13 protein-coding genes are annotated in these 23,797 nt (G+C 54.2%); 10 read left to right on the plus strand and 3 right to left on the minus strand.

Features of this window, described 5'->3' with window-relative positions; all coding sequences use genetic code 11:
• Nucleotides 1-25: 25 nt before the first annotated feature.
• Nucleotides 26-1,045: a permease gene (locus AC3ZPD_RS01075; RefSeq protein WP_490982415.1), complete on the minus strand. Its 1,020-nt coding sequence runs from the start codon at nt 1,043-1,045 to the stop codon at nt 26-28.
• 292 nt (nt 1,046-1,337) lie between these two features.
• Here AC3ZPD_RS01075 and AC3ZPD_RS01080 point away from each other — a divergent pair, with 292 nt between their 5' ends.
• The 6 genes from AC3ZPD_RS01080 (at nt 1,338) to AC3ZPD_RS01105 (ending at nt 10,566) form a co-directional block, all read left to right on the plus strand.
• On the plus strand, nt 1,338-2,501 hold the full coding sequence (locus AC3ZPD_RS01080) for a glucose-1-phosphate adenylyltransferase (protein WP_490982416.1): 1,164 nt from the start codon (nt 1,338-1,340) through the stop codon (nt 2,499-2,501).
• A complete protein-coding gene (gene glgD / locus AC3ZPD_RS01085) occupies nt 2,498-3,601 on the plus strand; it encodes a glucose-1-phosphate adenylyltransferase subunit GlgD (RefSeq protein WP_490982417.1) in 1,104 nt (367 codons plus the stop codon). The genes AC3ZPD_RS01080 and glgD overlap by 4 nt, the downstream gene beginning before the upstream one ends.
• Nucleotides 3,602-3,628: 27 nt before the next feature.
• Nucleotides 3,629-6,064 (plus strand): glycogen/starch/alpha-glucan phosphorylase, encoded by a 2,436-nt coding sequence (locus tag AC3ZPD_RS01090; protein WP_490982418.1) that lies wholly within the window; start codon nt 3,629-3,631, stop codon nt 6,062-6,064.
• Between the two features lie 175 nt (nt 6,065-6,239).
• Nucleotides 6,240-7,310, plus strand: a complete 1,071-nt coding sequence (locus tag AC3ZPD_RS01095; protein WP_490982419.1) for a FecCD family ABC transporter permease — start codon at nt 6,240-6,242, stop codon at nt 7,308-7,310.
• On the plus strand, nt 7,307-8,338 hold the full coding sequence (locus AC3ZPD_RS01100) for a FecCD family ABC transporter permease (protein WP_490982420.1): 1,032 nt from the start codon (nt 7,307-7,309) through the stop codon (nt 8,336-8,338). Before AC3ZPD_RS01095 ends, AC3ZPD_RS01100 begins: the two co-directional genes overlap by 4 nt.
• Before the next feature lie 197 nt (nt 8,339-8,535).
• Complete coding sequence (locus AC3ZPD_RS01105) at nt 8,536-10,566, plus strand: Na+/H+ antiporter (RefSeq protein ID WP_490982421.1); 2,031 nt, start codon at nt 8,536-8,538, stop codon at nt 10,564-10,566.
• Nucleotides 10,567-10,731: 165 nt separating this feature from the next.
• On the opposite strand, the gene AC3ZPD_RS01110 is transcribed toward AC3ZPD_RS01105, so the two are convergent.
• Complete coding sequence (locus AC3ZPD_RS01110) at nt 10,732-12,186, minus strand: MDR family MFS transporter (protein ID WP_490982422.1); 1,455 nt, start codon at nt 12,184-12,186, stop codon at nt 10,732-10,734.
• Between the two features lie 409 nt (nt 12,187-12,595).
• On the opposite strand from AC3ZPD_RS01110, the gene pulA reads away from it, so the two are divergent.
• Together pulA and AC3ZPD_RS01120 are read left to right on the plus strand one after the other, a co-directional pair.
• Nucleotides 12,596-14,527 carry a type I pullulanase gene (pulA, locus tag AC3ZPD_RS01115; RefSeq protein WP_490982423.1) on the plus strand — a complete coding sequence of 644 codons (1,932 nt, stop codon included), beginning with the start codon at nt 12,596-12,598 and terminating at the stop codon, nt 14,525-14,527.
• Nucleotides 14,528-14,591: 64 nt separating this feature from the next.
• Complete coding sequence (locus AC3ZPD_RS01120) at nt 14,592-15,557, plus strand: MsnO8 family LLM class oxidoreductase (RefSeq protein ID WP_490982424.1); 966 nt, start codon at nt 14,592-14,594, stop codon at nt 15,555-15,557.
• Between the two features lie 275 nt (nt 15,558-15,832).
• Here AC3ZPD_RS01120 and AC3ZPD_RS01125 read toward each other — a convergent pair whose 3' ends face one another.
• Nucleotides 15,833-16,891: a chymotrypsin family serine protease gene (locus AC3ZPD_RS01125; RefSeq protein ID WP_490982425.1), complete on the minus strand. Its 1,059-nt coding sequence runs from the start codon at nt 16,889-16,891 to the stop codon at nt 15,833-15,835.
• 167 nt (nt 16,892-17,058) lie between these two features.
• Between AC3ZPD_RS01125 and AC3ZPD_RS01130 the strand changes: the two genes are divergently transcribed.
• Together AC3ZPD_RS01130 and AC3ZPD_RS01135 are read left to right on the plus strand one after the other, a co-directional pair.
• Nucleotides 17,059-18,402 (plus strand): hemolysin family protein, encoded by a 1,344-nt coding sequence (locus AC3ZPD_RS01130; RefSeq protein WP_490982426.1) that lies wholly within the window; start codon nt 17,059-17,061, stop codon nt 18,400-18,402.
• Between the two features lie 319 nt (nt 18,403-18,721).
• On the plus strand, nt 18,722-23,683 hold the full coding sequence (locus AC3ZPD_RS01135) for a HAMP domain-containing protein (RefSeq protein ID WP_490982427.1): 4,962 nt from the start codon (nt 18,722-18,724) through the stop codon (nt 23,681-23,683).
• Nucleotides 23,684-23,797 lie beyond the last annotated feature (114 nt).

Here is a 23,797-nt window from a genome sequence, read left to right on the forward strand (position 1 = left end):
GGAGCCTCCTTCCGCAATAATTGGTTTAAGGGATCAGGAAACGGTCTGCGAGCAGACATCCGATCAGCACCAGAGGAGGGACGACAAGCATAAGGATCAGAACAAATTTAGCCTTGAAGGCGGAAAGCAGCATCAGCATGTTTTTGAAATCCAGCATCGGTCCCAGCACCAGGAAGGACAGCAGGGCACCGTGCGAAAAGGTATGCATAAACGTGGAAGCCACAAAAGCGTCCGAGGTGGAACAGAGCGAAAGCACAAACCCGAGACCCATCATAAAGGCATAGGAAGCCGCGGGGCCGCTGGCAAAAGCGGCAAGTGAATCGCGGGAGACGAAGGTTTGCAGCGCAGCCGTGATCAGGCAGCCGATAATGAGATATTTTCCGGCGTCCAAAAAATCGTCCGAGGCGTGCTGGAACAACGAAATCGTTTTGGTCTTGAACGAATGACCGCCTCCGAACCATTTGACCTCGGCATGCTCGTGACCCGAACTGTCGGCCAGCGTATGGCGCAGCGGATTTTTACGAACGACCAGATATAGCACAAATCCCGTTGCGGCCGCAACGAACAAGGCGATGCCGAGCCGGGCGTAGATCATTTCCGGATGCCCCTGGAAAGCAAGGGCCGTTGCCCCGAAAACGATCGGATTAACGATGGGGCCGGACAACAGGAAAACGGTAGCGGTGTAAGCGGGCATGCCTTTTTGCACGAGTCTTTTCACCAGCGGAATCATGCCGCATTCGCATACGGGGAACAGGGCCCCGAGCAGACAAGCCATGGCAATACCTGCCAAAGGATTTTTCGGCCACTTGCGTGCCAGAAAATCCTCCGGCATGATAAGATGAATCATAGAAGAAGCGAGCGCTCCGAAAAGGATAAAGGGCACCGCTTCGAGAAATATACCCAGGAAATGGTTTTTAAAGGTGGCCAGCTCGGCATTTCCGGTCAAGGACCCCCATTTGGGGAGCAGGACCACCAGGCAAGCCAACAACAAAGAGAAAGGGAGGATCAGGGAAAACCGTTTCAAAACCACAGCAGCACTCATCATTCACACTCCGATTACGCTTTTCAAAGTTCTTGTCCTCTATGAATTGTATTTGCGCAGCAAGCCGAATATGACAATCCATTCTAGTATTCTTTTAACACCAGTTTTTCTTGCCTCTTCAAATGTTAGTTACCGATTAACGAAACTCCGCAAAGGTTAAACATTAGTATTGGCAGTCCCGTACCTTGAGGCTCCCCAGTCATTTTTAGAAGAAGGTGTATCTTTGACCGCAAACAGCGGTTGAATTCGTGGAAGAGTTTGAAGGGTTGAAGAAACTGGAGGAGGCGCAATCAGGATGAAAAAAGAAGTCGTAGCTATGCTGTTAGCCGGCGGACAGGGGAAACGCCTGAAAGGGCTAACTAAATCTCTTGCCAAACCGGCGGTTTATTTTGGCGGCACATACCGGATCATAGATTTCCCGCTCAGCAACTGCACGCATTCCGGAATAGACACGGTGGGGGTACTGACCCAATACGAACCGCTGGTTCTGCATTCATATATCGGAGTAGGCAGCGATTGGGACCTCGACCGCAGGGGCGGGGGCGTGTACGTTTTGCCTCCCCATGAAAGGGAGAACGGCAGCAGCTGGTATCAGGGAACGGCGGACGCGATCTACCGGAACCTGAATTTTATCGAGCAGTTTGACCCCGAGCACGTGCTGGTCCTTTCCGGCGACCATATCTACAAAATGGATTACAATGAAATGCTCCGTTTCCATAAGGAAAAAAACTCGGACTGCACCATCTCCGTGATAGACGTGACGGCGCAGGAGGCAACGCGTTTCGGCATTTTAAATACAAACGATGATTTAAGCATTTATGAATTTGAAGAGAAACCGCAGGTGCCGAAAAGCACGCTGGCCTCCATGGGCATCTATTTATTCAAGTGGGAGGTGCTGAAGCGGTTCCTGATCGAAGACAAACAGACGGAAGCCTCCTCGTATGATTTCGGCAAGGACATCATTCCGCTGATGCTGGCGAACCAAAAGAAGCTTTACGCTTATCCGTTCGACGGTTACTGGAAGGACGTCGGCACCATCCAAAGCTTGTGGGAAGCCAATATGGACCTGCTCTGCGAAGAGCCTGAGCTGAATCTGAACGATCCGGCCTGGCGCATTTATACGAAAAGCCCCAACCAGCCGGCGGAGTTTATCGCCCCGGATGCCCGGCTCAGCAACTGCATGATCAACGAAGGCTGCGTCGTGAACGGCGAGGTGAGCCGCTCCATCTTGTTCTTTGGAGTAGAGGTGGGAGAAGGCAGCGTCATTAAAGATTCCGTCATTCATCCGAAAGTCAAAATCGGACGCAACGTCCGCATCCATAAAGCGATCGTGAACGAAAGCCTGGTGATTCCGGACGGGACCGTCATCGGTTCCGAGGATGCGGCCGACATTGTGCTTGTCCACTCCGACGATTTTGCCTACAGCCCGGATGGCGGAAAGGAAGCGATGAAACGATGAAAAAGCTGATCGGTGTCATTAACCTGGACGACGAGCTGGATCAATTAAATGAACTGACCTATTTTCGCTGCGGCGCCGCCGTTCCTTTTGCCGGGAGATACCGGCTGATCGATTTCGTGCTGTCGAACATGACCAACGCGGGAATCGTGGACATTGCCTTGTTTGTCCGCCGGAAATACCGTTCGCTGATGGACCATTTGGGGGAAGGCAAGTCCTGGGACCTGGACCGCAATCACGGCGGATTGTTTATTTTGCCTCCGGACTGGAACGACCCGACGGATGTTTCCCTCGGCGACCTTCAGCACGTTCACAACAACATGGACTTCTTCTACCGCAGCTCCGGCAGCCATATGGTGCATTCGGGCAGCCGCCATATCAGCAAAGTGAATTTGCGCGAGGTTTATCAGCAGCATATGGAAAGCGGCGCCGACATTACGCTTATTTACAAACCGGTGCCGGAGCTCCGTCCCGAGCATGAAGCCTGCCTCCGGATCGATACGGACGGTCAGGGCTGGGTGACGGACATTCATAAGGAGCTTGATCATCCGAATATATACATGGAAATGTTTATAATGGATAAATATAAATATTTGGAGCTGGTTAAGGACTGCATTGCGCATGGAAAAAACCAGTTTTTCCGCGACGCGATCCAGGAAAACCGCGACCGCCTCAAAATCGGAGCCTATACTTATACGGGTTATCACGCCGTCATCAACTCGATTGAAAGTTATTTCGCGAACAGCATGGATTTGCTGCGGCGTGACCACTATGAAGACCTGTTCCGGGAAAATCCGATCCGCACCAAAATCAAATATGAGGTGCCGGCCAAATACCAGGAGAGCGCGGATGTAAAGAGCTCGCTCGTAGCCAATGGCTGCATGATCGCCGGCCAGGTCGAAAACAGCATTCTTTTCCGCGGGGTTCAGGTAGGCAAGGGGGCCCGCATTTCGAATTCCATCCTGATGCAAAAATGCGTGATCGAAGAAAACGCGGTGATCGAAAATGTCATCATGGATAAAGACGTTCGCCTGTCCCGCGGGGTCACGCTGATGGGCGATTCCAAAAAGCCGTTTGTCATAGCGAAAAGCAGTCACATTTAAGGACGCAGCGGGCAGGAGGAATAGACCTTGTTTAAAGACAAAGAAAGCTTTAAGCGCGCTTTTACGAAACAGCTGGTGGATAAACTGGGCGTACCGCTGGAGGAAGCGTCGGAGGCCGACGTTTACAAAATCATCAGCGGCATGATCCGCGAACAGGTCGGCCGGGATTGGGCCCAGACCAATACGTTGTATAAAGAGCAGAAGGAGAAGCAGGTATATTATTTCTCCATGGAATTCCTGATCGGGAGGCTGCTGGGAAACAATCTGCTGAACCTGGGCGTGCTGGAAACGGTTAAGGAAGGCCTGGCCGAGCTGGGTTATCCGTTTCATGAAGTCGAAGAGCAGGAAAGCGACGCGGGACTCGGGAACGGAGGACTGGGCAGGCTTGCCGCCTGCTTCCTGGACTCGCTGGCTTCCCTTCAATATGCCGGGCATGGTACGGGTATCCGTTATAAATACGGATTATTTGAGCAGAAAATCATGGACGGCAATCAGGTGGAGCTGCCGGATTATTGGCTGCAGAAGGGCAATGAATGGGAGATCCGCCGGCCGGATAAGCAGGTCGAGGTTCGCTTCTGGGGCAATGTCGTGACCCGCGAGGTCCAGGGCCGTTTGATCTTTGAAACCGTGCAGTATGAGGCGGTCCGGGCTGTTCCGTACGATGTGCCGATCATCGGCTACGGGCACCCGCATATCAATACGCTCCGGCTCTGGAGCGCCGAATCGATGATGGACCCGTTCCGCCAGCCCTCCGGCCAGGACGGCAGCTACTACCGATATCTGGACTATAACCGTTCGGTAGAGTCGATCTCCGAGTTCCTGTATCCGGACGATTCCCATTATGACGGCAAGCTTTTGCGGCTAAAGCAGCAGTATTTCCTGTGCTCGGCCGGCGTGCAAAGCGTGCTGCGGACGTTCGGCAAGCTGAACCTTCCGCTTACGGAGCTGCCGAGCAAAGTCGCCATTCAGATCAACGATACGCATCCGACCCTGGTCATTCCGGAGCTGATGCGGATCCTGATCGACGACAACGGTTTCGGCTGGGACGAAGCCTGGGACATTACGAATAGAGTGGTCGGGTACACGAACCATACCATTCTAAGCGAAGCATTGGAGAAATGGCCGCAGCAGATGGTCAAGGAGCTTGTCCCGCGCATTTACATGATCATTGAAGAGATCGACCGCCGCTTCCGGATCCAGTTAAACGAACGTTATCCGGATCAGCCGGAACGGGTGGCCCGCATGGCGGTCATAGGCAACAACCAGATCCGGATGGCGCATCTGGCGATTCACGGCGGACATTCCATCAACGGGGTGGCGGCGCTGCACACGGAGATTTTGAAGAAACGGGAAATGAAAGATTTTTACGAGCTGTATCCCGAACGCTTCAACAACAAAACAAACGGGATTACGCACCGCCGCTGGCTAATGTACGCCAATCCCGGGCTGGCCTCCCTCGTTACCGAATGCATTGGCACAAGGTGGGTCAAACATCCCCAGGAGCTGAACGGCCTTATCAAATGCTGCAAGGATACCGCCTTTCAGAACGAGGTCGCCAAGGTCAAAAATCAAAACAAAGAACAGCTGGCGCAGTATATTTTTGAGAAGCAGGGCATTACCGTCCATCCGGGTTCCTTGTTCGATATCCAGGTCAAACGCCTGCATGCCTATAAAAGGCAGCTGCTGAACGTGTTCCACATCATCCATTTGTACAATCAGCTTAAGGAAAATCCGAATATGGACATCGTGCCGCGGACCTTTATTTTTGGAGCCAAAGCCGCGCCGAGTTATTATTTGGCTAAACGGATCATCAAGCTGATCAATACGGTTGCCGCCCGGATTAACAAAGATAAATCGGTGCAGGAGGTGCTTAAGGTCATTTTCCTGGAAAATTACTCCGTCTCCCTTGCCGAAAAAATCATTCCGGCCGCCGACGTCAGCGAACAAATTTCCACCGCCAGCAAGGAGGCTTCGGGAACCGGCAACATGAAATTCATGATGAACGGGGCATTGACAGTCGGCACCATGGACGGCGCCAACGTGGAAATGTATGAGATGCTGGGTGACGAAAACATGTTTATCTTCGGCCTGAGCGCGGAACAGGTGCAGAATTTCTATCAGTACGGCGGATATTCTGCCTGGGATACGTACAACAGCGACTCCCGTATTCACGAGGTAATGGACCAGCTGATCACGCCGGGATTAATCTGTTCCCAGGAAAATGAATTCAGGGACATCTACCAATCCATCCTGGACCACAATGACGAATATTTTGTGCTGAAGGATTTTTCGAGTTACATCGAAGCCCATTTGAACATCGACCTGGCTTACCGCAACAAACCGGATTGGCAGAAAAAAGCGATATTGAACATCGCCCACTCTGGCAAATTTTCCAGCGACTGCACGATCCGCGAATATGCTTCTGAAATTTGGAAGGTGAATCCGGTGCGTCGTAATCCGTAACGTCATTACAAAGAGAGGTGCCCCGGCCAGGTGATGGCCTCGGGGGGGCCTCTTTTTGCCTGTGCGAGCAAAAAAGATTGACGCTGAGAATGATTATCAATAAAATGGAAGTTGCATGGTTAAATCAGCTTGTCATGTATACATAATTGACAGCAAGGCAGATAGGAGCAGATGGATGATGGAAGCAACCTCATCAAATCCTGCGGAGACGAGAACTGAAGGCGCTCCGGAGCATAATAAACCGAAAGGACGGCCGCTGGCGGCCGTTACGATATTGATCGGCGGAGCGGCGCTGCTTGTCCTGGCGCTGCTGTTTTCCATTTCGGTAGGTTCGATTTCCATTCCGCTCAGGACGGTTTGGCAGGCCTTGTTTCACTTTAATCCGGATGTGACGGACCACCAAGTGATCCGCGAAATCAGGCTGCCTAGAGCTCTTGCCGGCGTTCTGGTCGGCGCGGGCCTTGCGGTTTCCGGCGCGGTCATGCAGGGCATGACCCGCAACCCGATCGCCGACCCGGGGCTGCTGGGGCTTAACTCCGGGGCGGGATTTGTGCTCGCCGCCGTGTTTGCTTTTTCCCCGAATATGTCCTATACAAGTTTGATCTTATTTTCTTTTTTGGGTGCCGGAATCGGGGCAGGGCTGGTATTCGGGATCGGCTCTTTGTCCAAAGCGGGGCTGACGCCGATGAGGCTGGCGCTTTCTGGCGCGGCCGTCAGCGCGCTGCTCTCCGCCCTGGCCGAAGGCATCGCCGTTTATTTCAAAATCGGGCAGGACCTGGCCTTCTGGTATGCGGGCGGCTTGGCGGGCATTCATTGGACCCAGGTGAAAATTATGTTCCCGTGGGTGGCCGCCGCTTTGATCGGGGCGATCTGCTTATCCCGCTCCATAACGGTGCTGAGTCTGGGCGACGAAGTGTCCTCCGGGCTCGGCCAGCGGAACGGGCTAATCCGTCTGGGCGGCACGCTGGTTGTGCTGGTGCTCGCCGGAGCGGCGGTTTCCGCCGTAGGGGTGATCGGTTTTCTCGGTCTGCTGATTCCGCATATCGTACGTTACCTGGTCGGGGTCGATTACCGGTGGGTAATTCCCTGCTCAGGCATGTTTGGCGCTTTGCTGATTGTCGTGGCGGATATCGGCTCCCGGGTCATCAACCCGCTGCAGGAAGTGCCGGTCGGCGGTTTGATCGCGTTGATCGGCGTTCCGTATTTTCTGTATCTGGTCCGTAAAGGAGGCAGAGAAATGCGATGAAAAGTTCTCCTTACAGCCACCTGAACCGGCGGTCCAGGACAGCGATAGGAATCGCCATCCTGCTTGTGGCCGCTATTATAGCGGTTTTTCTGATCAGTATGAATCTGGGCGCCGTCCGGATGTCGCCGGGGGAGGTTGTCCAAACCTTGTTCGGCGGCGGGGACGCCCGTCAGCACCTGGTATTGTTCAAGCTGCGGCTGCCGAGGATCGTCATTTCGGTGTTGATCGGCGCAGGGCTTGCCGTCTCCGGTGCCATTATGCAGGGCTTGACCCGCAACCCGCTTGCGGAGCCTGGCATTTTGGGCATCAACGCCGGTGCGGGTTTGGCGATTATGCTGTACGCGTCGTATTTTCCGGTTGTGACGCTGGGGACGGCCTTTATGATGCCGCTGTGCGCGCTTGCCGGCGCGGCGCTGACGGCCGTGCTGATCTACAGCCTGGCTACCAAGAAATCGGAGGGTTTGTCTCCGACCAGCCTGGTGCTTAACGGCATCGGCATAGCCGCCGGCATCAGCGCGGCGATGATCGTTCTGGCCGTGCGGCTGACGCCGGAGAAATACCAGTCCATTTACATTTGGCTGGCCGGGAGCATCAGCGGCACCACCTGGGATTACGTGCTGGCCCTGCTGCCTTGGATTGTGATCCTTATCCCTTATGTGATCTATAAATCACAAGTGTTGAATATCCTGATGCTTGGCGATAAGACCGCTTTAGGACTTGGAGCGAATCTGGAAAAAGACCGCTTCGGCCTGCTCGCCGCGGCCGTCGGCCTCGCGGCTGCCTGCGTGGCCTCCGGCGGAGCGATCAGCTTTGTCGGCTTGATCGGTCCGCACCTGGCCAGACGCCTGGCTGGTCCGAACCACAAGCAGCTGCTGCCGATTTCGGCGCTGCTGGGCGCGCTGCTGGTGCTGGTCGGCGATTCGATCGGACGTTCCGTGATGCACACCGGCGAGGTGCCGACCGGGATCGTAGTCGCCGTCATCGGCGCGCCTTATTTCCTGTATCTGCTCGCCAAGGCCAAAGCCTAGCCGACAGGAAGGCATAGTTGAAGGTTTTCCGCGCTCACGAAGCCGCCCGTTCCGACAGGACTACGGACGGCTTTGTTATATTTTTATTACACAGTCACGGATCCGATTTTGCAAAAGAGGCATGTTCAATCCGCCCGAAGTGGATATAATTGAAAAGAGAACATTTCAAAATTGAGGAAAGGGGCCCCATCCGTCCCATGGAGATATTTTTTACCGTTTTGATTTTGTTGGGGCTGGTCGGCTTATCCAATCTGCTGAACCGTTTTGCTCCGTTTGTGCCGGTGCCCTTGTTTCAGATTGCGCTGGGTGCAATCATCAGTATTATTCCGCCGTATATTCATCTGCCGTTGAATCCGGAGCTGTTTTTTGTGCTGTTCATCGCTCCGCTGCTTTATAATGACGGCAAAAAAACGCCGAGAGGCGAGCTGTGGAGCCTGCGCGCGTCCATCCTGCTCATGGCGCTCGGCCTTGTATTTGCGACAGTTGTAGTCGCCGGCTATTTCATTCATTTTCGGATTCCGTCGATTCCGCTGGCTGCGGCGTTTGCGCTCGCGGCCATCCTGTCGCCGACCGATGCTGTAGCGGTCAGCTCGCTGGCCGGCCGGATCAAGCTGCCGAGACGGATCATGCGCCTGCTGGAAGGCGAGTCGCTGATGAACGACGCCTCCGGCCTAGTCGCGTTTAAGTTTGCCGTGGCCGCGGCCGTCACCGGCGTATTTTCGCTTGCCGACGCGACGCTCAGCTTTTTCCTGATCGCGATCGGCGGGCTGCTGATCGGGGCCGTGTTGGCGCTGCTGATCTTTCGCCTGCAGGCCTGGATCCGCAGCCTTGGCATGGAAGACGTGACGCTGCTGATGCTTGTGCAGATCCTGACTCCGTTCCTGATCTACATCAACGCCGAGGAGCTCGGCGTTTCCGGCATCCTGGCCGTTGTGGCCGCAGGCCTTGTCCATTCGATGGATACGGACCGGATCAGCTCGCCTCATTACCGCCTGCGGGTAACGTCCGACAGCACCTGGTCCGTCATCCTTTTTCTACTGAACGGCCTGGTGTTTGTCATCCTGGGCCTGCAGCTGCCGGATGTCGCCAGGGTGATTTTCCAGGATCCGTCCTTCAGCAACGGACAGGTGCTTGGTTATATCGCCGAAATTTCCCTGCTGCTGCTCGCTCTGCGGTTCGTTTGGGTGTATTTGTTCTGGAGAGTGGGGAACGGCGACAACCAGGAGCATACCGAGCTGGATCAGCACCGGTTCAAAACGTCGCTGTTGACGGCTTTGTCCGGGGTCCGGGGGACGGTTACGCTGGCCGGTGCGTTTTCCATTCCGTTTTTTCTCGGAAGCGGGAACGCTTTTCCGGAACGCAACCTCATTATTTTTATAGCCGCCGGCGTTATTCTGTTTACCCTGCTGGTAGCCAGCATCGTGCTCCCGCTGCTCTCCCGCAGTCCTAATGCGGAAGATGTCCAGGAGGAGAAGGAGCAGGAAGTTACGGCACGGGTAGCGCTGCTGCAGAAGGCGATCGCCGTCACCAAAGACGAGATGACGGACGATAATAAGCGTGCCGCTATGGAGCTGATTTCGTATTACAATCAGGAAATCCGCGAAATGCAGTCCCTCGTGGTGCAGGACATTGACGAGTTCCGGGAAACGGAATGCGAGGTCCGGCTGCTTGGCGTCAAAGCGGAACGCGCTGAAATTGCAGCTTTGGTCAAACGGGGAGAACTTGACGAAGAGGTTGCCTCCAAATTTTACGATATGATCGACGAGATGGAATATATGCTGACGACACGGAGAAAGTTCAGAATGCGTTTTTCTTTCTTTGTGCTTTTGTTCCGGAGGGTCTTTAACAAGCTGTTCCGCCCGTCGGCTCTGCACAGGGAGAAAGCCCGGTTTGCCGAATATAAGAATGCCAAGGTCAAGACCTGCCAGGCGGCCATCCAGGCCATTTCCGACAATCTGTGCGCCGAGAACCGGATGATCTCCACCGGAGTGATTACCCGGTACAAGGAAATGATTTACCGGCTGACCGCCACAAGAGAGCTCGATGATTCCCCTGAACTTAAGGAGCATAAGAAAGAGCTGAGAATGAAGGCCGTACAGGCCGAGCGGGACGAAGTGCAAACGATGTATGAGAAAGGCAGCATCTCCCGTTCGGTCGCGAACAAACTGCGCCAGTTTATCAATATGGTGGAGGCGTCCCTGCTGGACGAAGAACCGGAGCACGGCTGATCGAAAAAGCTAGAAAAAACCGCAAGGCTAATGCCTTGCGGTTTTTTTGCTTATTGCTGTTTATGCAGGGGAGGGAGAGGTTCCTTTTGCCGATGCCGGAAGAAGGGAAAACGAATCCCGGAAGGATCCGTGATCTGTGTGCCCCGTGATCCATGCGTGCTTTTCCTATTGCTGCACCTGTCGCTGGTGCTCCAATACCTTCTTGTGGGAGGGCAGCAGCAGGGAAGAAAGGACGATTGAAAGTCCGATAAAAAAGACCACGATAAACACGATATGCATGCCGTGGGCCAGCGCTTCTATGCTGACATTTTCCCCGTGGGCGGCTGTCCCGCCCGTGTTTTCTTTTCCATAATTCAGAATGGAAGTGTTGAAGATCGATCCGAATACGGCGATCCCGACGGTTTGTCCAATCGAACGCATGAAGGTATTCGACGCGGTTGCCGCCCCGCGCTGCTCCCAGCCGACGGCGGATTGAATCAACACGGTTGTTGGCGTGGTGGCATATCCCATTCCGAGCCCGATCACAATCATGATGCCGACAAAATACCAATACGGCGATCCGAGCTCCAGGGCCATCAGCCAGGTGCTGCCAAGGGCGATCAGGACGGAACCGGCTACGGCCGTGAATTTTGACCCGATTTTATACATATAACGTCCGGCAAACGTAGCCGCCAGCGGCCATGCAACCGACATTGGCATCAAGGTCAGGCCGGAACTTGTGGCGCTGTGGCCCAAAATGGACTGAATCCACATCGGCAAATAAACGTTAACCCCAATTACGATAGCGCTCGTAAGGAAACTCACGAGGTTGGAGACCGAAATAACCGGAATCCGGAACAAGGAAGGCGGGAGCATCGGTTCCTTCACTTTGGTTTCGATGTAGCCGAAGAGGGCCATAAACACGACCGCTACGGCCAGCAGGGTGTAGATCGGGCCTGAATTCCAGGCGTATTTCTGTCCTTCGCCGGCGTTAAGCAGCGCGTACAAAAGAGCGGAAATGCCGATGGTAAAAGTAAGCGCGCCCCAATAGTCGATGTTCCGGGTCGACTTCTTGTCCAGCGACTCATGAAAGTAGAGGACGATAAGGACAAGTGAAATCAGCCCGATCGGCAGATTGATATAGAAAATCCAGCGCCAGCTGACCTGGTCCACAAAAAATCCGCCTACAAGCGGCCCGAGCAGGCCGGCAATTCCCCAGACCGAGCTGAATACGCCCTGCATTTTCGCGCGTTGTTCGCCCGGATAGAGGTCCCCGATAATGGTAAAGGTCAAGGGCATAACGGCTCCGGCGCCAATTCCCTGAATCGCCCGGAACCAGATCAATTGGCTCATCGTTTGTGCCGCCCCCGACAGCATGGAGCCGGCGACAAACAAAACGACGCCGATGATAAAAATGTTTTTCCGCCCGAACAAATCGGCTAACTTCCCGTAAATCGGAGTGGTAACCGAAGTGGTGAGCGTATAAATGGCGAAAACCCAGCTGATTAAGGACAATCCGCTGAGGTCGCTTACGATTTCCGGCGTTGCCGTGCTGACGACCGTAACATCGATGGCGACCAGCAAAATGGCCACAAGCATGGCGACGGTCACCATTTTTCGATTGGTTGTTTTCTTGGACATGGTTGTTATTCTCCCTATTTTGTTGTTCTTGTTTTCTCCCTTTCCCTGCGCTGCTATTAAGCGGAGAATCATCCCACTTATATTAATCGTGGAATTCTCCGATTGTCAATGTGTGCCAAAAGGAGCGAAGGAGACAGCGCGGTGGCTCGGCCGAACTAGAAACCGGTTTTTGCGGAGGCAAAAATGGGTTATAAAAAGGAAAGGCAAACCAAAGCGGGTGAAGGCGACCGAGGCTTTAAGCGCAAACCGCCTGCATGGTCCGGCTTTTTTTCGGTTTCACCGTGAATTATAATGTACATATTGTAAATGGAAGAGATCAGCAGCAGGATTCATGCACAGGAGATCAGCAGCGGCATGGAACTGATAAAGGGGAGGAAACTTAGCGTTGTCCGTTCAGAAGGAAAGGCAGATGACCAGCAATTACGGAGATCCCGTCATTACCGGGGGAGTGAGCGTATTTGACGCCGCGTTTGATGAAGCCTATTTTTATGACGGAAATGATCTTGGCGCTGTTTATACGGAAGAACAAACCAAATTCCGTTTGTGGGCCCCTACGGCGGGCGAAGCCTGGGTGAATGTGTACGAGAGCTGGGATTCGGCCGCCGCGGATAGGCGGAGGATGCGCAGGGACGTTAAAGGGACCTGGGTACTGGAAGCCGGCGGAGATTTGGCGGGTCTTTATTATACTTATACGGTAAAAATAGGCGACGAGCTGCACGAAGCCGTGGATCCTTACGCCAGGGCGGTCGGCGTCAACGGCGATAAGGGCTGCATCCTGGCTCCTGAAAGTACGGTTCCGCCGCGGTGGACAAACGACAAGCCGCCTCTTGACTCGCATCTGGATGCAGTGATTTATGAAATCCATGTCCGGGACGCCACTATCCATCCGGCCAGCGGGGTTCGGCATAAAGGAAAGTATTTGGGCCTAAGCGAAAGCGGCACCCGTGGACCCGGGGGGATTCCGACCGGATTGGACCACATCGCCAACCTGGGGGTTACGCATGTTCAGCTGCTGCCGGTCTACGATTACGCGACAGAAAGCGTAGATGAGACCCGGCTGGATGAACCCCAGTATAATTGGGGATATGATCCCAAAAATTATAACGTGCCGGAAGGCTCCTACGCCACGGATCCTTATGATCCGGCCGTGCGGATCCGGGAGCTCAAACACCTGATCCAGACCTTGCATGACCGTGGACTGCGGGTTGTAATGGATGTGGTCTATAACCACGTTTATGATGGGCATCTGATTCACTTTACCCAGCTCGTACCCGGTTATTATTTGCGTTATACGCCTGACCGGCACTTTTCAAACGGTTCGGGCTGCGGCAATGACGTGGCCTCGGAACGCCCGATGGTAACCAAATTTATAGTCGATTCTGTCTTGTATTGGGCAAAGGAATACCATATTGACGGCTTCAGATTTGATTTGATGGGACTGCTGGATGTGGAAACGATGAAGGAGCTCCGTCGGCGGCTGGATGAGCTGGATCCGTCGATCCTCCTCTACGGGGAAGGCTGGAACATTCCGACCGCGCTTGCGCCCGAGCGTCAGGCCTCCATGGCGAATGCGGCCCGGCTGCCGGGCATCGGCCATTTCAGCGATTTAATCCGCAATGCCGTTAAAGGCGACGTGTTTAATCCCCATGACGGAGGTTTTATTACGGGGACCGGCGGCCTTGAGAATCAAATCCGTAAAGCCATAGTCGGCAGCATTCCTTATAATGAAGAAATCAGAGGGTTTGCCCTTGAGCCGGTCCAATCGGTCAATTATGCGGAGTGCCATGACAATTATACGATGTGGGATAAAATCGTGATGTCCACCGGCAGCGAAGCGGCTTTGCTCCGACCGGCGATGCACCGCCTCGGTTCGGCAATTATCCTCACCAGCCAAGGCCTCCCTTTTATTCACGCGGGACAGGAATTTCTCCGGACAAAAGACGGCGTGGAGAACAGCTATAACGCCGAGGATTTGGTCAACCGGCTGGACTGGGACCGCTGCAACGTGCATCGGGAAGACGTCTCTTATTTGAAAGAACTCATTGCTTTGCGTAAAAAACATCCGGCTTTCCGGCTTCAAAACGCCGATTCGATCCGTCAGCATCTGCGCTTCGAGCTGTCTCCCTACCATTCCGTAGCCTACACGTTAAGGGAGCATGCGGGGGGAGATCCGGACCGGCATTTATACGTGATTTATAACGCCAATAGGGAGCGGATTACGGTGAACCTGCCTGAGCTGGGCAAGTGGGAGCTCCGGTTCGGAGAAAACCTGATTGTCGGCCTTGAGGAGGGCCGGCTCGATCTGGAAGGCATAGGTATGGTTGTTTTAGGAATTCGATAAAGCAGCTTGCCGGCCGCCCCTGTTTTGGCTCAAGCCCGAACCAGTGGAAGGAATAAATAGAAAAATGACAAAACATCAAACAGACAATGAGGTGCGGCCGCTCCGGCTGAGCGTGCTGGACCTGGTGCCGCAGGCGGAAGGGGCTTCGGCGGAGCAGGCCGTATCCGAAGCGGTAAAATTGGCCCAGCTAGCCGAGCAGGCCGGTTACGAACGTTACTGGGCAGCGGAGCATCATGACCTGCCCGGTCTGGCCTGCGCGGCGCCCGAGGTGCTGCTGGCCCACATCGGCGCCGTTACCCGGCGGATCCGGCTGGGGACGGGGGCGCTGCTGCTCCCGCACTACAGCCCGCTGAAGGTAGCCGAAACGTTCCGGCTGCTGGCGGCGCTTCATCCCGGCCGGATGGATTTGGGCATCGGCCGCGCTCCAGGCGGACCGGCCCATGCTTCTATGGCGCTCAGCGGGAATTTCCTGCAGCGCGTTTACGGCATGGAGCAGTCGGTGCAGGCCTTGATCGAACTGCTTGAAGACACTTATGCCTCTGACGGAGGGCCTGTCCAGGCCAAGCCGGTACCGGCGGCGCCCCCGGCAGTCTGGATGCTGGGGACCGCAAGCAAAAGCGCCGTTTATGCGGCCCAAAACGGCTGCGGGTTTGTATTCGGCGCCTTTATGAGCGACGAGGATCCCGGCCAGGCTATCGCTTCCTACCGCGAGGCTTTTGTGCCTTCCAAACGGCTGTCCAGGCCGGAAGCGATCGTTGCGGTCAGCGTTTTATGCGCCGATACGGCGGAGGAAGCGGAGAAGCTGGCGGAAGAAAGCCGGAAAGCGCGGCCGGATACGTCCGTACAAGCCCCACGGAAGCATAACCTCCGCGGGACGGCGGGGCGTGCGGCCGGGCAGTTGAAGCAGTGGCAGGATGAATACGGCCTTGAAGAGTTCCTGATTCTGACGCCTACTTCGAATTACGAGGCCAGAAAACGGTCCTACCGGCTGCTGGCGGATTACGTAAAACTTATGGAAAGCAAGGGATGAAGCGGGACGATGAAGCGGAATGATGAGAAAGCAAAGGACGAGCATCGGTGCACGGAACCGTCTGACTGTTTTTGCCGTGCATGCCCTGATTGCTTCACCGCTTCAGCCGAAAGATCAAAAAGCATGGGGAAACGTCTGGCGTTCTCCATGCTTTTTATTAACAAGCGGATTCCCGGGCTTTTTTCCTGAGTGCCTGGATTCGTTCGGTGTTGTATTCGGTGTCCGGTTTCGGTATCCGCCCCCGATTGTCCGTTACCAGAGTAGTTTAAAGGACTTTAATGAGCTCTGATGACCCGGGTTTTAGTATGCTGTTTGGCGCTCAGCGGCTTGACATAGTGCGGTTTGATTTTGCAAATTTTGCGTTTGGCCGTGCCCAGACGACGGGGTCTGGCCACCTTTACGCCGAATTTCCGCAGCGCCCAGTCGACGGGAAAAGAAATCGAAAGCCGGCCGTTGTCCGAGCCAGCAAAATTAACGGCGGCTGCGAAGTTTTTGTCCCTCGTCAGCCAGACGGATCCGGAATCGCCGGCCAGCGATACCGGGTCCTTCCCCCGGATGACGCTTTGATTTTTGAACTGGACGACGTCCAGTCCGCCAAAGCCGTCATAGGAGACGTTGACGTCCGTATTGATGGACTCAACGGTCCCGTAGACGAGTCCGGTCGTCCGGCCTACCTTTTTAAACCGGTCCCCGACTTTATAGGAAGAGACGCTGCCGGGCAATACGCCGAATTTGGCGTAGCGGGGAGAGAGGAGCGAACGGCGGAGCGGAACGGACAGGGCCGCATCCATAAAGTTGTCGCCGCTGCTTTTCAGTTTGACGAAGCGGTACAGCTTTCCGATTTTGTCCTTTTTGATCGTGCCGCCGTCCGCGCCGCCAGGCTGCAGCGTTTCGGAGAAACCGGCCGTATTGTTCCGGTTCAGGACATGGTTGTTGCTTAAAATGTAGAGAGCGCCTTCCTTATCCGCCACGATGAGGCCGGCGGTGCCGGAGGCCTGCTCGGTGCCGACGCTGTAGCCTGCGATCACCGGCCGGATCCGCTTCTGAAACGGCGTGCCGGAGGCATGCAGCCGGAAACGTTTGGCATGGACGTAGCGGACGGGGACCGTAATTTTTTTGCCTTTGTAGCGGATTGTATGCGCTTGTTTGCGGGCGGGTACCCGTTTGGTTGTTGCCGTATTTGAAAAAGCTCCCGTATACACGATAACCGCAGCTCCCCGGCTCGGTTTGCCGGGCTGCCGGTAACCGACCCCGACGGCATGGACGCCAGGCTGCTTCAAAAGCTGCTTGGACAAGCGTTCCTTCACGCGGTTTGCTGCCCGAAAATCAGCCAAATGGAATCACCTTCCTTATAAGAGTAGTACATTTTATGAAGGCTTGACGGAATGGTGAGGCCAATGATATAAGGAAAACGCGGAGAAAAGGGCAAATAAATGAAACTTTGACCCGGCAATCTGCGTATTAGATAGTATTTTCAAAATTTAAAGGAGTTGTTGAGTTCGTGGATAGTGATAGGCTAGGGTTAAAATTAGTTTTGGTTGTAGTATTGATCGGGCTGTCGGCGTTTTTCGTGGCCGTGGAGTTTGCGGCGGTGCGGATGCGTCCAAGCCGGGTAGACCAGCTCATTGCGGAAGGAAAACGAAACGCCTTATCGGTAAAGAAAGTTCTAAGCCATCTGGACGGCTATCTGTCGGCTTGCCAGCTGGGGATCACCATCACCTCCCTCGGACTTGGTTTCCTTGGAGAATCTACGGTGGAAAAGCTGCTGCATCCTTTGTTCCATGCGCTGCATATGCCGGATGCGCTCAGCGGGGCGATTTCCCTGATCCTGGCTTTTGCCATCATTACCTATTTCCATGTGGTGGTCGGTGAGCTTGCTCCGAAGACCGTCGCCATCCGCAAGACGGAAACCATTATTCTGCTTACGGCAGGCGCGATCATCTGGTTCAACAAACTAATGTACCCGTTTATCTGGCTGCTGAACGGTTCAGCCAATTTGCTCGTCAAGCTGTTTGGCATCAAGCCCGCTTCCGAGCATGAAGAAGCCCACTCCGAAGAGGAACTTCAAATCATTTTAAGCGAAAGTTATGAAAGCGGAAAAATCAATCAGGCCGAATACGGGTACGTGAGCCGCATTTTCGCCTTCGACAACATGCTGGCGAAAGAAATCATGGTACCTCGTACGGACATGATTTGTTTATATACGAATTTAAGCCGGGACGAAAATTTAAAAATCATTAAGGAACAGCAGTATACCCGTTTCCCGGTGGTGCAGGACAGCAAGGACCATGTTATCGGGATCATCAATACGAAGCAGTTTTTTCTGAAATACAATGACCAGCCGGACCTGGACGTTTCGGCGCTGATCCAGCCGGTGTTGTCCGTGGCCGAAACGATGCCGGTTAACGACCTGCTGAAGAAAATGCAGAAGGAACGTACGCATATTGCAATTTTGATTGACGAATACGGCGGAACCTCCGGCATGGTGACCATCGAGGACATTCTCGAGGAAATCGTCGGCGAAATCCGCGACGAATTTGACGCCGAGGAAGAAGAGAAGGTCAAAATTTTGGCTGACAATCATATCATCGTGGACGGCAAGCTGTCCCTGAACCAGCTTTCGCGGTACCTGCCGATTGAGCTGGACGATGAAGAATGGGATACGATCGGCGGCTGGCTGTATGCGCACCACGACTTGCTGGAGGAAGGCGAACAGTTTAATTACGACGGGTATTTATTTACGGTGCTGGAGCGGGAGAAAACCCGCTACCTGCGGATTGAAATCCAGTCCGGCCTGCCGGAGCAGGATACGGTTGCGGTTGCGGATACGGAAAGGGAGCTTTAAACGTTCTAATTCCGGCAGACCTGCTATCATTCTTTTATAAAGGTATTGCATTCCTAATAGCAAAAACAGAAATGGAACATCCCGCATGGGCGTTAGCATCCGTGGCGGGATGTTTTTTTATTCAATCACAGTCGTGAAGAGAAGGTTTCAAACCGGCCTGAACCGGGTAAAAGTTGTAGGGATACTGTAGAAAAAGCGGGCTGCCGCTTTGCGTTACAAGCCCCGTTCCTGCTGTCTTAAGGCGGGGCCGGGGCTTTTTTTGGATGTGAAATCAAGGCTTCAAATCAAATAGGATGATAAGTCGGAAAGGAATGGGAATATGTCAGAGCATGAACGCAATCCCGAAACACGCCCCAATGATTTGGACCTGTTGGATACGGCAGAGCTGATGAACGGGTTAATGGCTCTAAAGCGCGGAGATTTTGCTTTCCGGATGCCTTATAACCTGACGGGAATTTCAGGAAAAGTCGCCGATACGTTTAACGAGATCATGGAGATGCAGGAGAATCTGGTCCAGGAAATCGGCAGCGTCGCTCATATCGTAGGGAAGGAGGGGAAGCATACCCGCCGGTTTAAGCACAAAAATACGGGGGGTTCCTGGAAAACGGCGGTCGATACGCTAAACGGCCTTATCGAAGATTTGATCCAGCCTACCAGCGAGATGGTTCGCGTTATCAACGCGGTAGCGCAGGGCGATTTGTCCCAGAAGGTCGAGCTTGAAATCGAGGGCCGCCCTCTTACCGGGGAATTTCAACGTACGGCCGCCAATATTAACCGGATGGTCAACCAGCTGTCGAACTTTGCTTCGGAGGTCACGCGGGTTTCACTGGAGGTCGGCACCGAAGGGATTTTGGGCGGCCAGGCGGAGGTGAAAGGCGTCTCCGGCACCTGGAAAAGCTTGACTGACAGCGTTAACAACATGGCGAACAACCTGACCAGCCAGGTGCGGAATATAGCTGCCGTAACGACAGCCGTGGCCAAAGGCGATTTGACGAAACAAATCACGGTGGATGCCAAAGGCGAAATTTTGGAGCTGAAAAATACGATCAATACGATGGTGGACCAGCTGTCCACGTTTGCCTCCGAGGTTACGCGCGTAGCCCGCGAGGTGGGCACGGAAGGCCGCCTTGGCGGACAAGCGGACGTAAAAGGCGTGTCCGGGACGTGGCGTGATTTAACGGAAAGCGTCAACGACATGGCTTCCAACCTCACCGATCAGGTGCGCAATATTGCGGTTGTTACTACTGCGGTCGCCAAAGGGAATTTGACGAAAAAAATTACCGTTGACGCCAAAGGCGAAATTTTGCAGCTGAAGGACACGATCAATACGATGGTGGATCAGCTAAGCAATTTTGCGGCGGAGGTAACGCGGGTAGCGAAAGAAGTTTCAACCGAAGGGAAATTGGGCGGCCAGGCGGACGTGAAGGATGTCTCCGGCACGTGGAAAGATTTAACGGACAGCGTTAATTTTATGGCGAGTACGTTAACCGATCAGGTGCGCAACATCGCGGAAGTGACGACGGCCGTGGCCAACGGCGACCTGTCCAAGCAAATTACGGTCAATGCCAAAGGCGAAATCCTGGAGATGAAAAATACGATCAATACGATGGTGGACCAGCTGCTGACCTTTGCCTCCGAAGTAACCCGCGTGGCGCGCGAGGTGGGAACGTTAGGCATTCTGGGCGGTCAGGCCCAGGTGAAAGGAGCAGCCGGGACGTGGCGGGATTTGACGGAAAGCGTAAATGACATGGCCTCTAACCTAACCAACCAAGTACGGAACATTGCGGTTGTCACGACCGCGGTTGCTAATGGCGATCTTTCCAAAAAGATCACGGTAGACGTCAAAGGCGAGCTGCTGGAGCTGAAAAATACCGTCAACACGATGGTGGACCAGCTCAGCTCGTTTGCCTCCGAGGTAACGCGCGTAGCCAGCGAGGTCGGCACGGACGGCAAGCTAGGCGGCCAGGCGCGGGTTCGCGGCGTCGGTGGGATCTGGCAGGATTTGACCGACAACGTCAATATTATGGCGACGAATCTGACCGACCAGGTGCGGGGAATCGCGAAGGTCGTAACCGCAGTAGCGAACGGCAATCTGCAGCAGAAGCTGAACGTGGACGCCCGCGGCGAAATCGCCGAACTCCGGGATACGATCAACAATATGATCGACACGCTCGCGACGTTTGCCGCCCAGGTCACGACGGTAGCCCGCGAGGTGGGCGCCGAGGGCAAACTCGGCGGCCAGGCGGACGTGCCGGGAGCCGCGGGAACCTGGCGCAATTTGACCGACAACGTCAACTATATGGCCAGCACGCTGACCACGCAGGTACGGGCGATCACGAATGTCGTTACGGCCGTTACGGCCGGCGACTTGTCCCGGACGATCGATGTGGCGGCCGCCGGCGAAGTGGCGAGTCTGAAAGATAATGTTAACGAAATGATCCGGAACCTGAAGGAAACGACGCGGATCAACATGGAACAGGATTGGCTGAAAACGAATTTGGCCAAATTCTCGCGTTTGCTCCAGGGGCAGCGGGATCTGCTTGCGGTGAGCCGCATGATTTTGTCCGAGCTGGCCCCGCTAGTCTCCATGCAGCACGGTGTTTTGTATATGAACCAGAACCGCAGCGGAGAACCGGTGCTCAAGCTGTTTGCGAGCTATGCCTACCAGCACCGCAAACATTTATCCAACGAGTTTCACTCAGGAGAAGGTTTGGTCGGGCAATGCCTCATTGAAAAGCAGCGCATTTTGCTTACCGATGTGCCGTCCGATTATGTAATGATTTCATCGGGGCTGGGCGAAGCCACTCCTTTAAATATTATCCTGCTGCCGATTATTTTCGAGGATCAGGTGCTGGCGGTCATGGAGCTGGCTTCCTTCAGAGCCTTCACCAACATCGACATCGCGTTCCTGGATCAATTGATGGAAACGATCGGCAGCGTGATCAATTCGATGCTGGCCAACCAGCGGACCGAAGAGCTTCTCGCGCAGTCCCAATCCTTGACCGAAGAGCTGCAAAACCAGCAGCAGGAGCTGCAGGGCAAAAACGAGGAGCTTGAGGACAAGGCCAAACTTCTGGTTATCCAGAAAGCGGAAGTCGAAATGAAAAACAACGAGGTGGAGGTCGCCAAACAGATCCTGGAAGAAAAGGCGGAGCAGCTGGCCTTGACCTCACGCTACAAATCGGAGTTTCTGGCTAATATGTCGCATGAGCTGAGAACGCCGCTGAATTCCCTTCTGCTGCTGGCCGAGCAGCTTGCGGACAATCCGGACCACAATCTGACGGACAATCAGGTCAAATATGCAGAGACGATCAAGGATGCGGGAACCGAGCTGTTGAACCTGATCAATGACATCCTGGATTTATCCAAGATCGAATCGGGCACGATATCCGCCGATTACAGCGAAGTTTCTTTGCAGGACCTGCTGGACGGCCTGGACCGGACCTTCCGGCACATGGTCGATGACGACCAGCTGGAGTTCAGGCTTACCCGGGAGCCCGGCGTCCCGGATGTGATCCGGACAGATCTCAAACGGCTGCAGCAAATTTTGAAAAACCTGCTCTCCAATGCGTTTAAATTTACGGAGCGGGGAGAAGTGACCCTGAAGGTTGCGTTAGCCGAGGAAGGCTGGACGGGCCATAACGATCTGCTGAATCAGGCCAAAGCGGTGCTTCGCTTCTCTGTCACGGATACCGGCATTGGCATTCCGGAAGAGAAGCAGCAAATTATCTTTGAGGCCTTCCAGCAAGCCGACGGAAGCACCAATCGCGAATACGGCGGCACCGGGCTGGGGCTGGCCATTTCCAAAGAAATCGCCGCGCTGCTTGGCGGAGAAATCACCTTGTACAGCGTTGCCGGAAAAGGCAGCACCTTTAATCTGTACCTGCCGCTTGATAAGGCAATTCCCGAAACGGATGCGGCCAAAAAGTATGTGCCGGAGGTTATTGATATTACCCCAAGGGAGCAGAACCGCGCATTAACGATCAGAACGCCATTCAGCGAGCTGATCGACGACCGGGATCATATTCACCCGGGGGACACGGTTATTTTAATTATCGAAGACGACTGGAAGTTTAATCAGATCCTGCTCGGTATTTTTCATAAAAAAGGAATGAAGGCGGTTATCACGCCTAGAGGGGGCGAAGCTTTGGCTCTTGCCGAGCAATACAAACCCGCTGCCATCACCTTGGATCTTATGCTGGATGATATGGACGGCCTTCTGGTTGTCGACCAGCTGAAAAATGACCTGAAGACGCGCCACATCCCGATTTGTGTCATTACGGTGGAAGAAGATGAAGCCCAGGCCAAGCAAAAAGGCATCTACGAGTTTGTCCGCAAGCCCGTAGGAAATGAAGAGCTTGAGCTTAAACTGGATGAGCTGATCGCATACGCCAACGAACCGCAGAGAAGGGTGCTAATCGTGTCCTCCAACCCGCTTGAGCGGCGGGAGCTGATCGAGCTGCTGAAAGGGGACAACATCGACCTTGTCGAAGCCGAAGACGGGCAAGCAGCGGTAAACGAGCTTGACCGGCAGCCGTTTGACTGCGTGGTAGTCTTCAACGATTTGCAGCCGCCTTCCCAGGGAGCCCTTTCGATGGTCAGGGATATGGTGAAGCAGCCTAAGCATAAATATTTGCCGCTGATTCTCAAACGAAACGTCAAATGGTCGCCGGAGCAGGAAGAAGAATTGGAAGAGCTGATGAAGTTTTCCGTAGTGAAGGAAGCCAAGTCCATGAACCAGGCAGTAGATGAAATCGGCTTGTTCCTGCATCGGAAATGGGAGGAGCTCTCCAGCACGACGCAGGAGCTGCTGATCAAGCTGCATCAATCCGACGACATGATCAAGTTCAAGAAGGTGCTCGTGGTCGATGACGATATCCGTAATATTTTTGCATTAATGACGATCCTTGAGCGGCATAATATGAAGGTTATAGCCGCGGAGAATGGTCAGGAAGCGATCCGTATTCTGGAGGAAACGCCGGACATCGAGATCGTGCTGATGGATATCATGATGCCGGTGATGGACGGATACGAAACGACGCGGCGGATCCGGCAGGATAAACGATTCCGCAATCTGCCGATTATCGCGCTGACGGCCAAAGCCATGAAAGGCGACCGGGAGGCCTGCCTTGATGCCGGGGCGTCCGATTATATAACGAAACCGGTGAACAGCACGAGTCTGCTGACGATGATCCGCAGCTGGTTGGGGATATCCGTGTCCGAAGCCGCTGCAGCGGCCGAAGAGCCGGATTCCCCCGGGGAATCAAACAAACGCGAATGAATGGATGCAGAATAGGGTAATGAATGAATAGCATATAATAAATAAACGGGGAGCCGGCGTCAGCCGGTTCACCCGTTTAAAACCAATTAAAAAGGTGATCCCTGTAAGGAATCA

It is taken from the genome of Paenibacillus mobilis (genome assembly GCF_058267595.1).

Bases quoted from the DNA above. Each gene is read 5' to 3' on its own strand.
- AC3ZPD_RS01075 (WP_490982415.1), bottom strand. From the start codon at position 1,045: ATGATGAGTGCTGCTGTGGTTTTGAAACGGTTTTCCCTGATCCTCCCT.
- AC3ZPD_RS01080 (WP_490982416.1), top strand. From the start codon at position 1,338: ATGAAAAAAGAAGTCGTAGCTATGCTGTTAGCCGGCGGACAGGGGAAA.
- glgD (WP_490982417.1), top strand. From the start codon at position 2,498: ATGAAAAAGCTGATCGGTGTCATTAACCTGGACGACGAGCTGGATCAA.
- AC3ZPD_RS01095 (WP_490982419.1), top strand. From the start codon at position 6,240: ATGATGGAAGCAACCTCATCAAATCCTGCGGAGACGAGAACTGAAGGC.
- AC3ZPD_RS01100 (WP_490982420.1), top strand. From the start codon at position 7,307: ATGAAAAGTTCTCCTTACAGCCACCTGAACCGGCGGTCCAGGACAGCG.
- AC3ZPD_RS01105 (WP_490982421.1), top strand. From the start codon at position 8,536: ATGGAGATATTTTTTACCGTTTTGATTTTGTTGGGGCTGGTCGGCTTA.
- AC3ZPD_RS01110 (WP_490982422.1), bottom strand. From the start codon at position 12,186: ATGTCCAAGAAAACAACCAATCGAAAAATGGTGACCGTCGCCATGCTT.
- pulA (WP_490982423.1), top strand. From the start codon at position 12,596: ATGACCAGCAATTACGGAGATCCCGTCATTACCGGGGGAGTGAGCGTA.
- AC3ZPD_RS01120 (WP_490982424.1), top strand. From the start codon at position 14,592: ATGACAAAACATCAAACAGACAATGAGGTGCGGCCGCTCCGGCTGAGC.
- AC3ZPD_RS01135 (WP_490982427.1), top strand. From the start codon at position 18,722: ATGTCAGAGCATGAACGCAATCCCGAAACACGCCCCAATGATTTGGAC.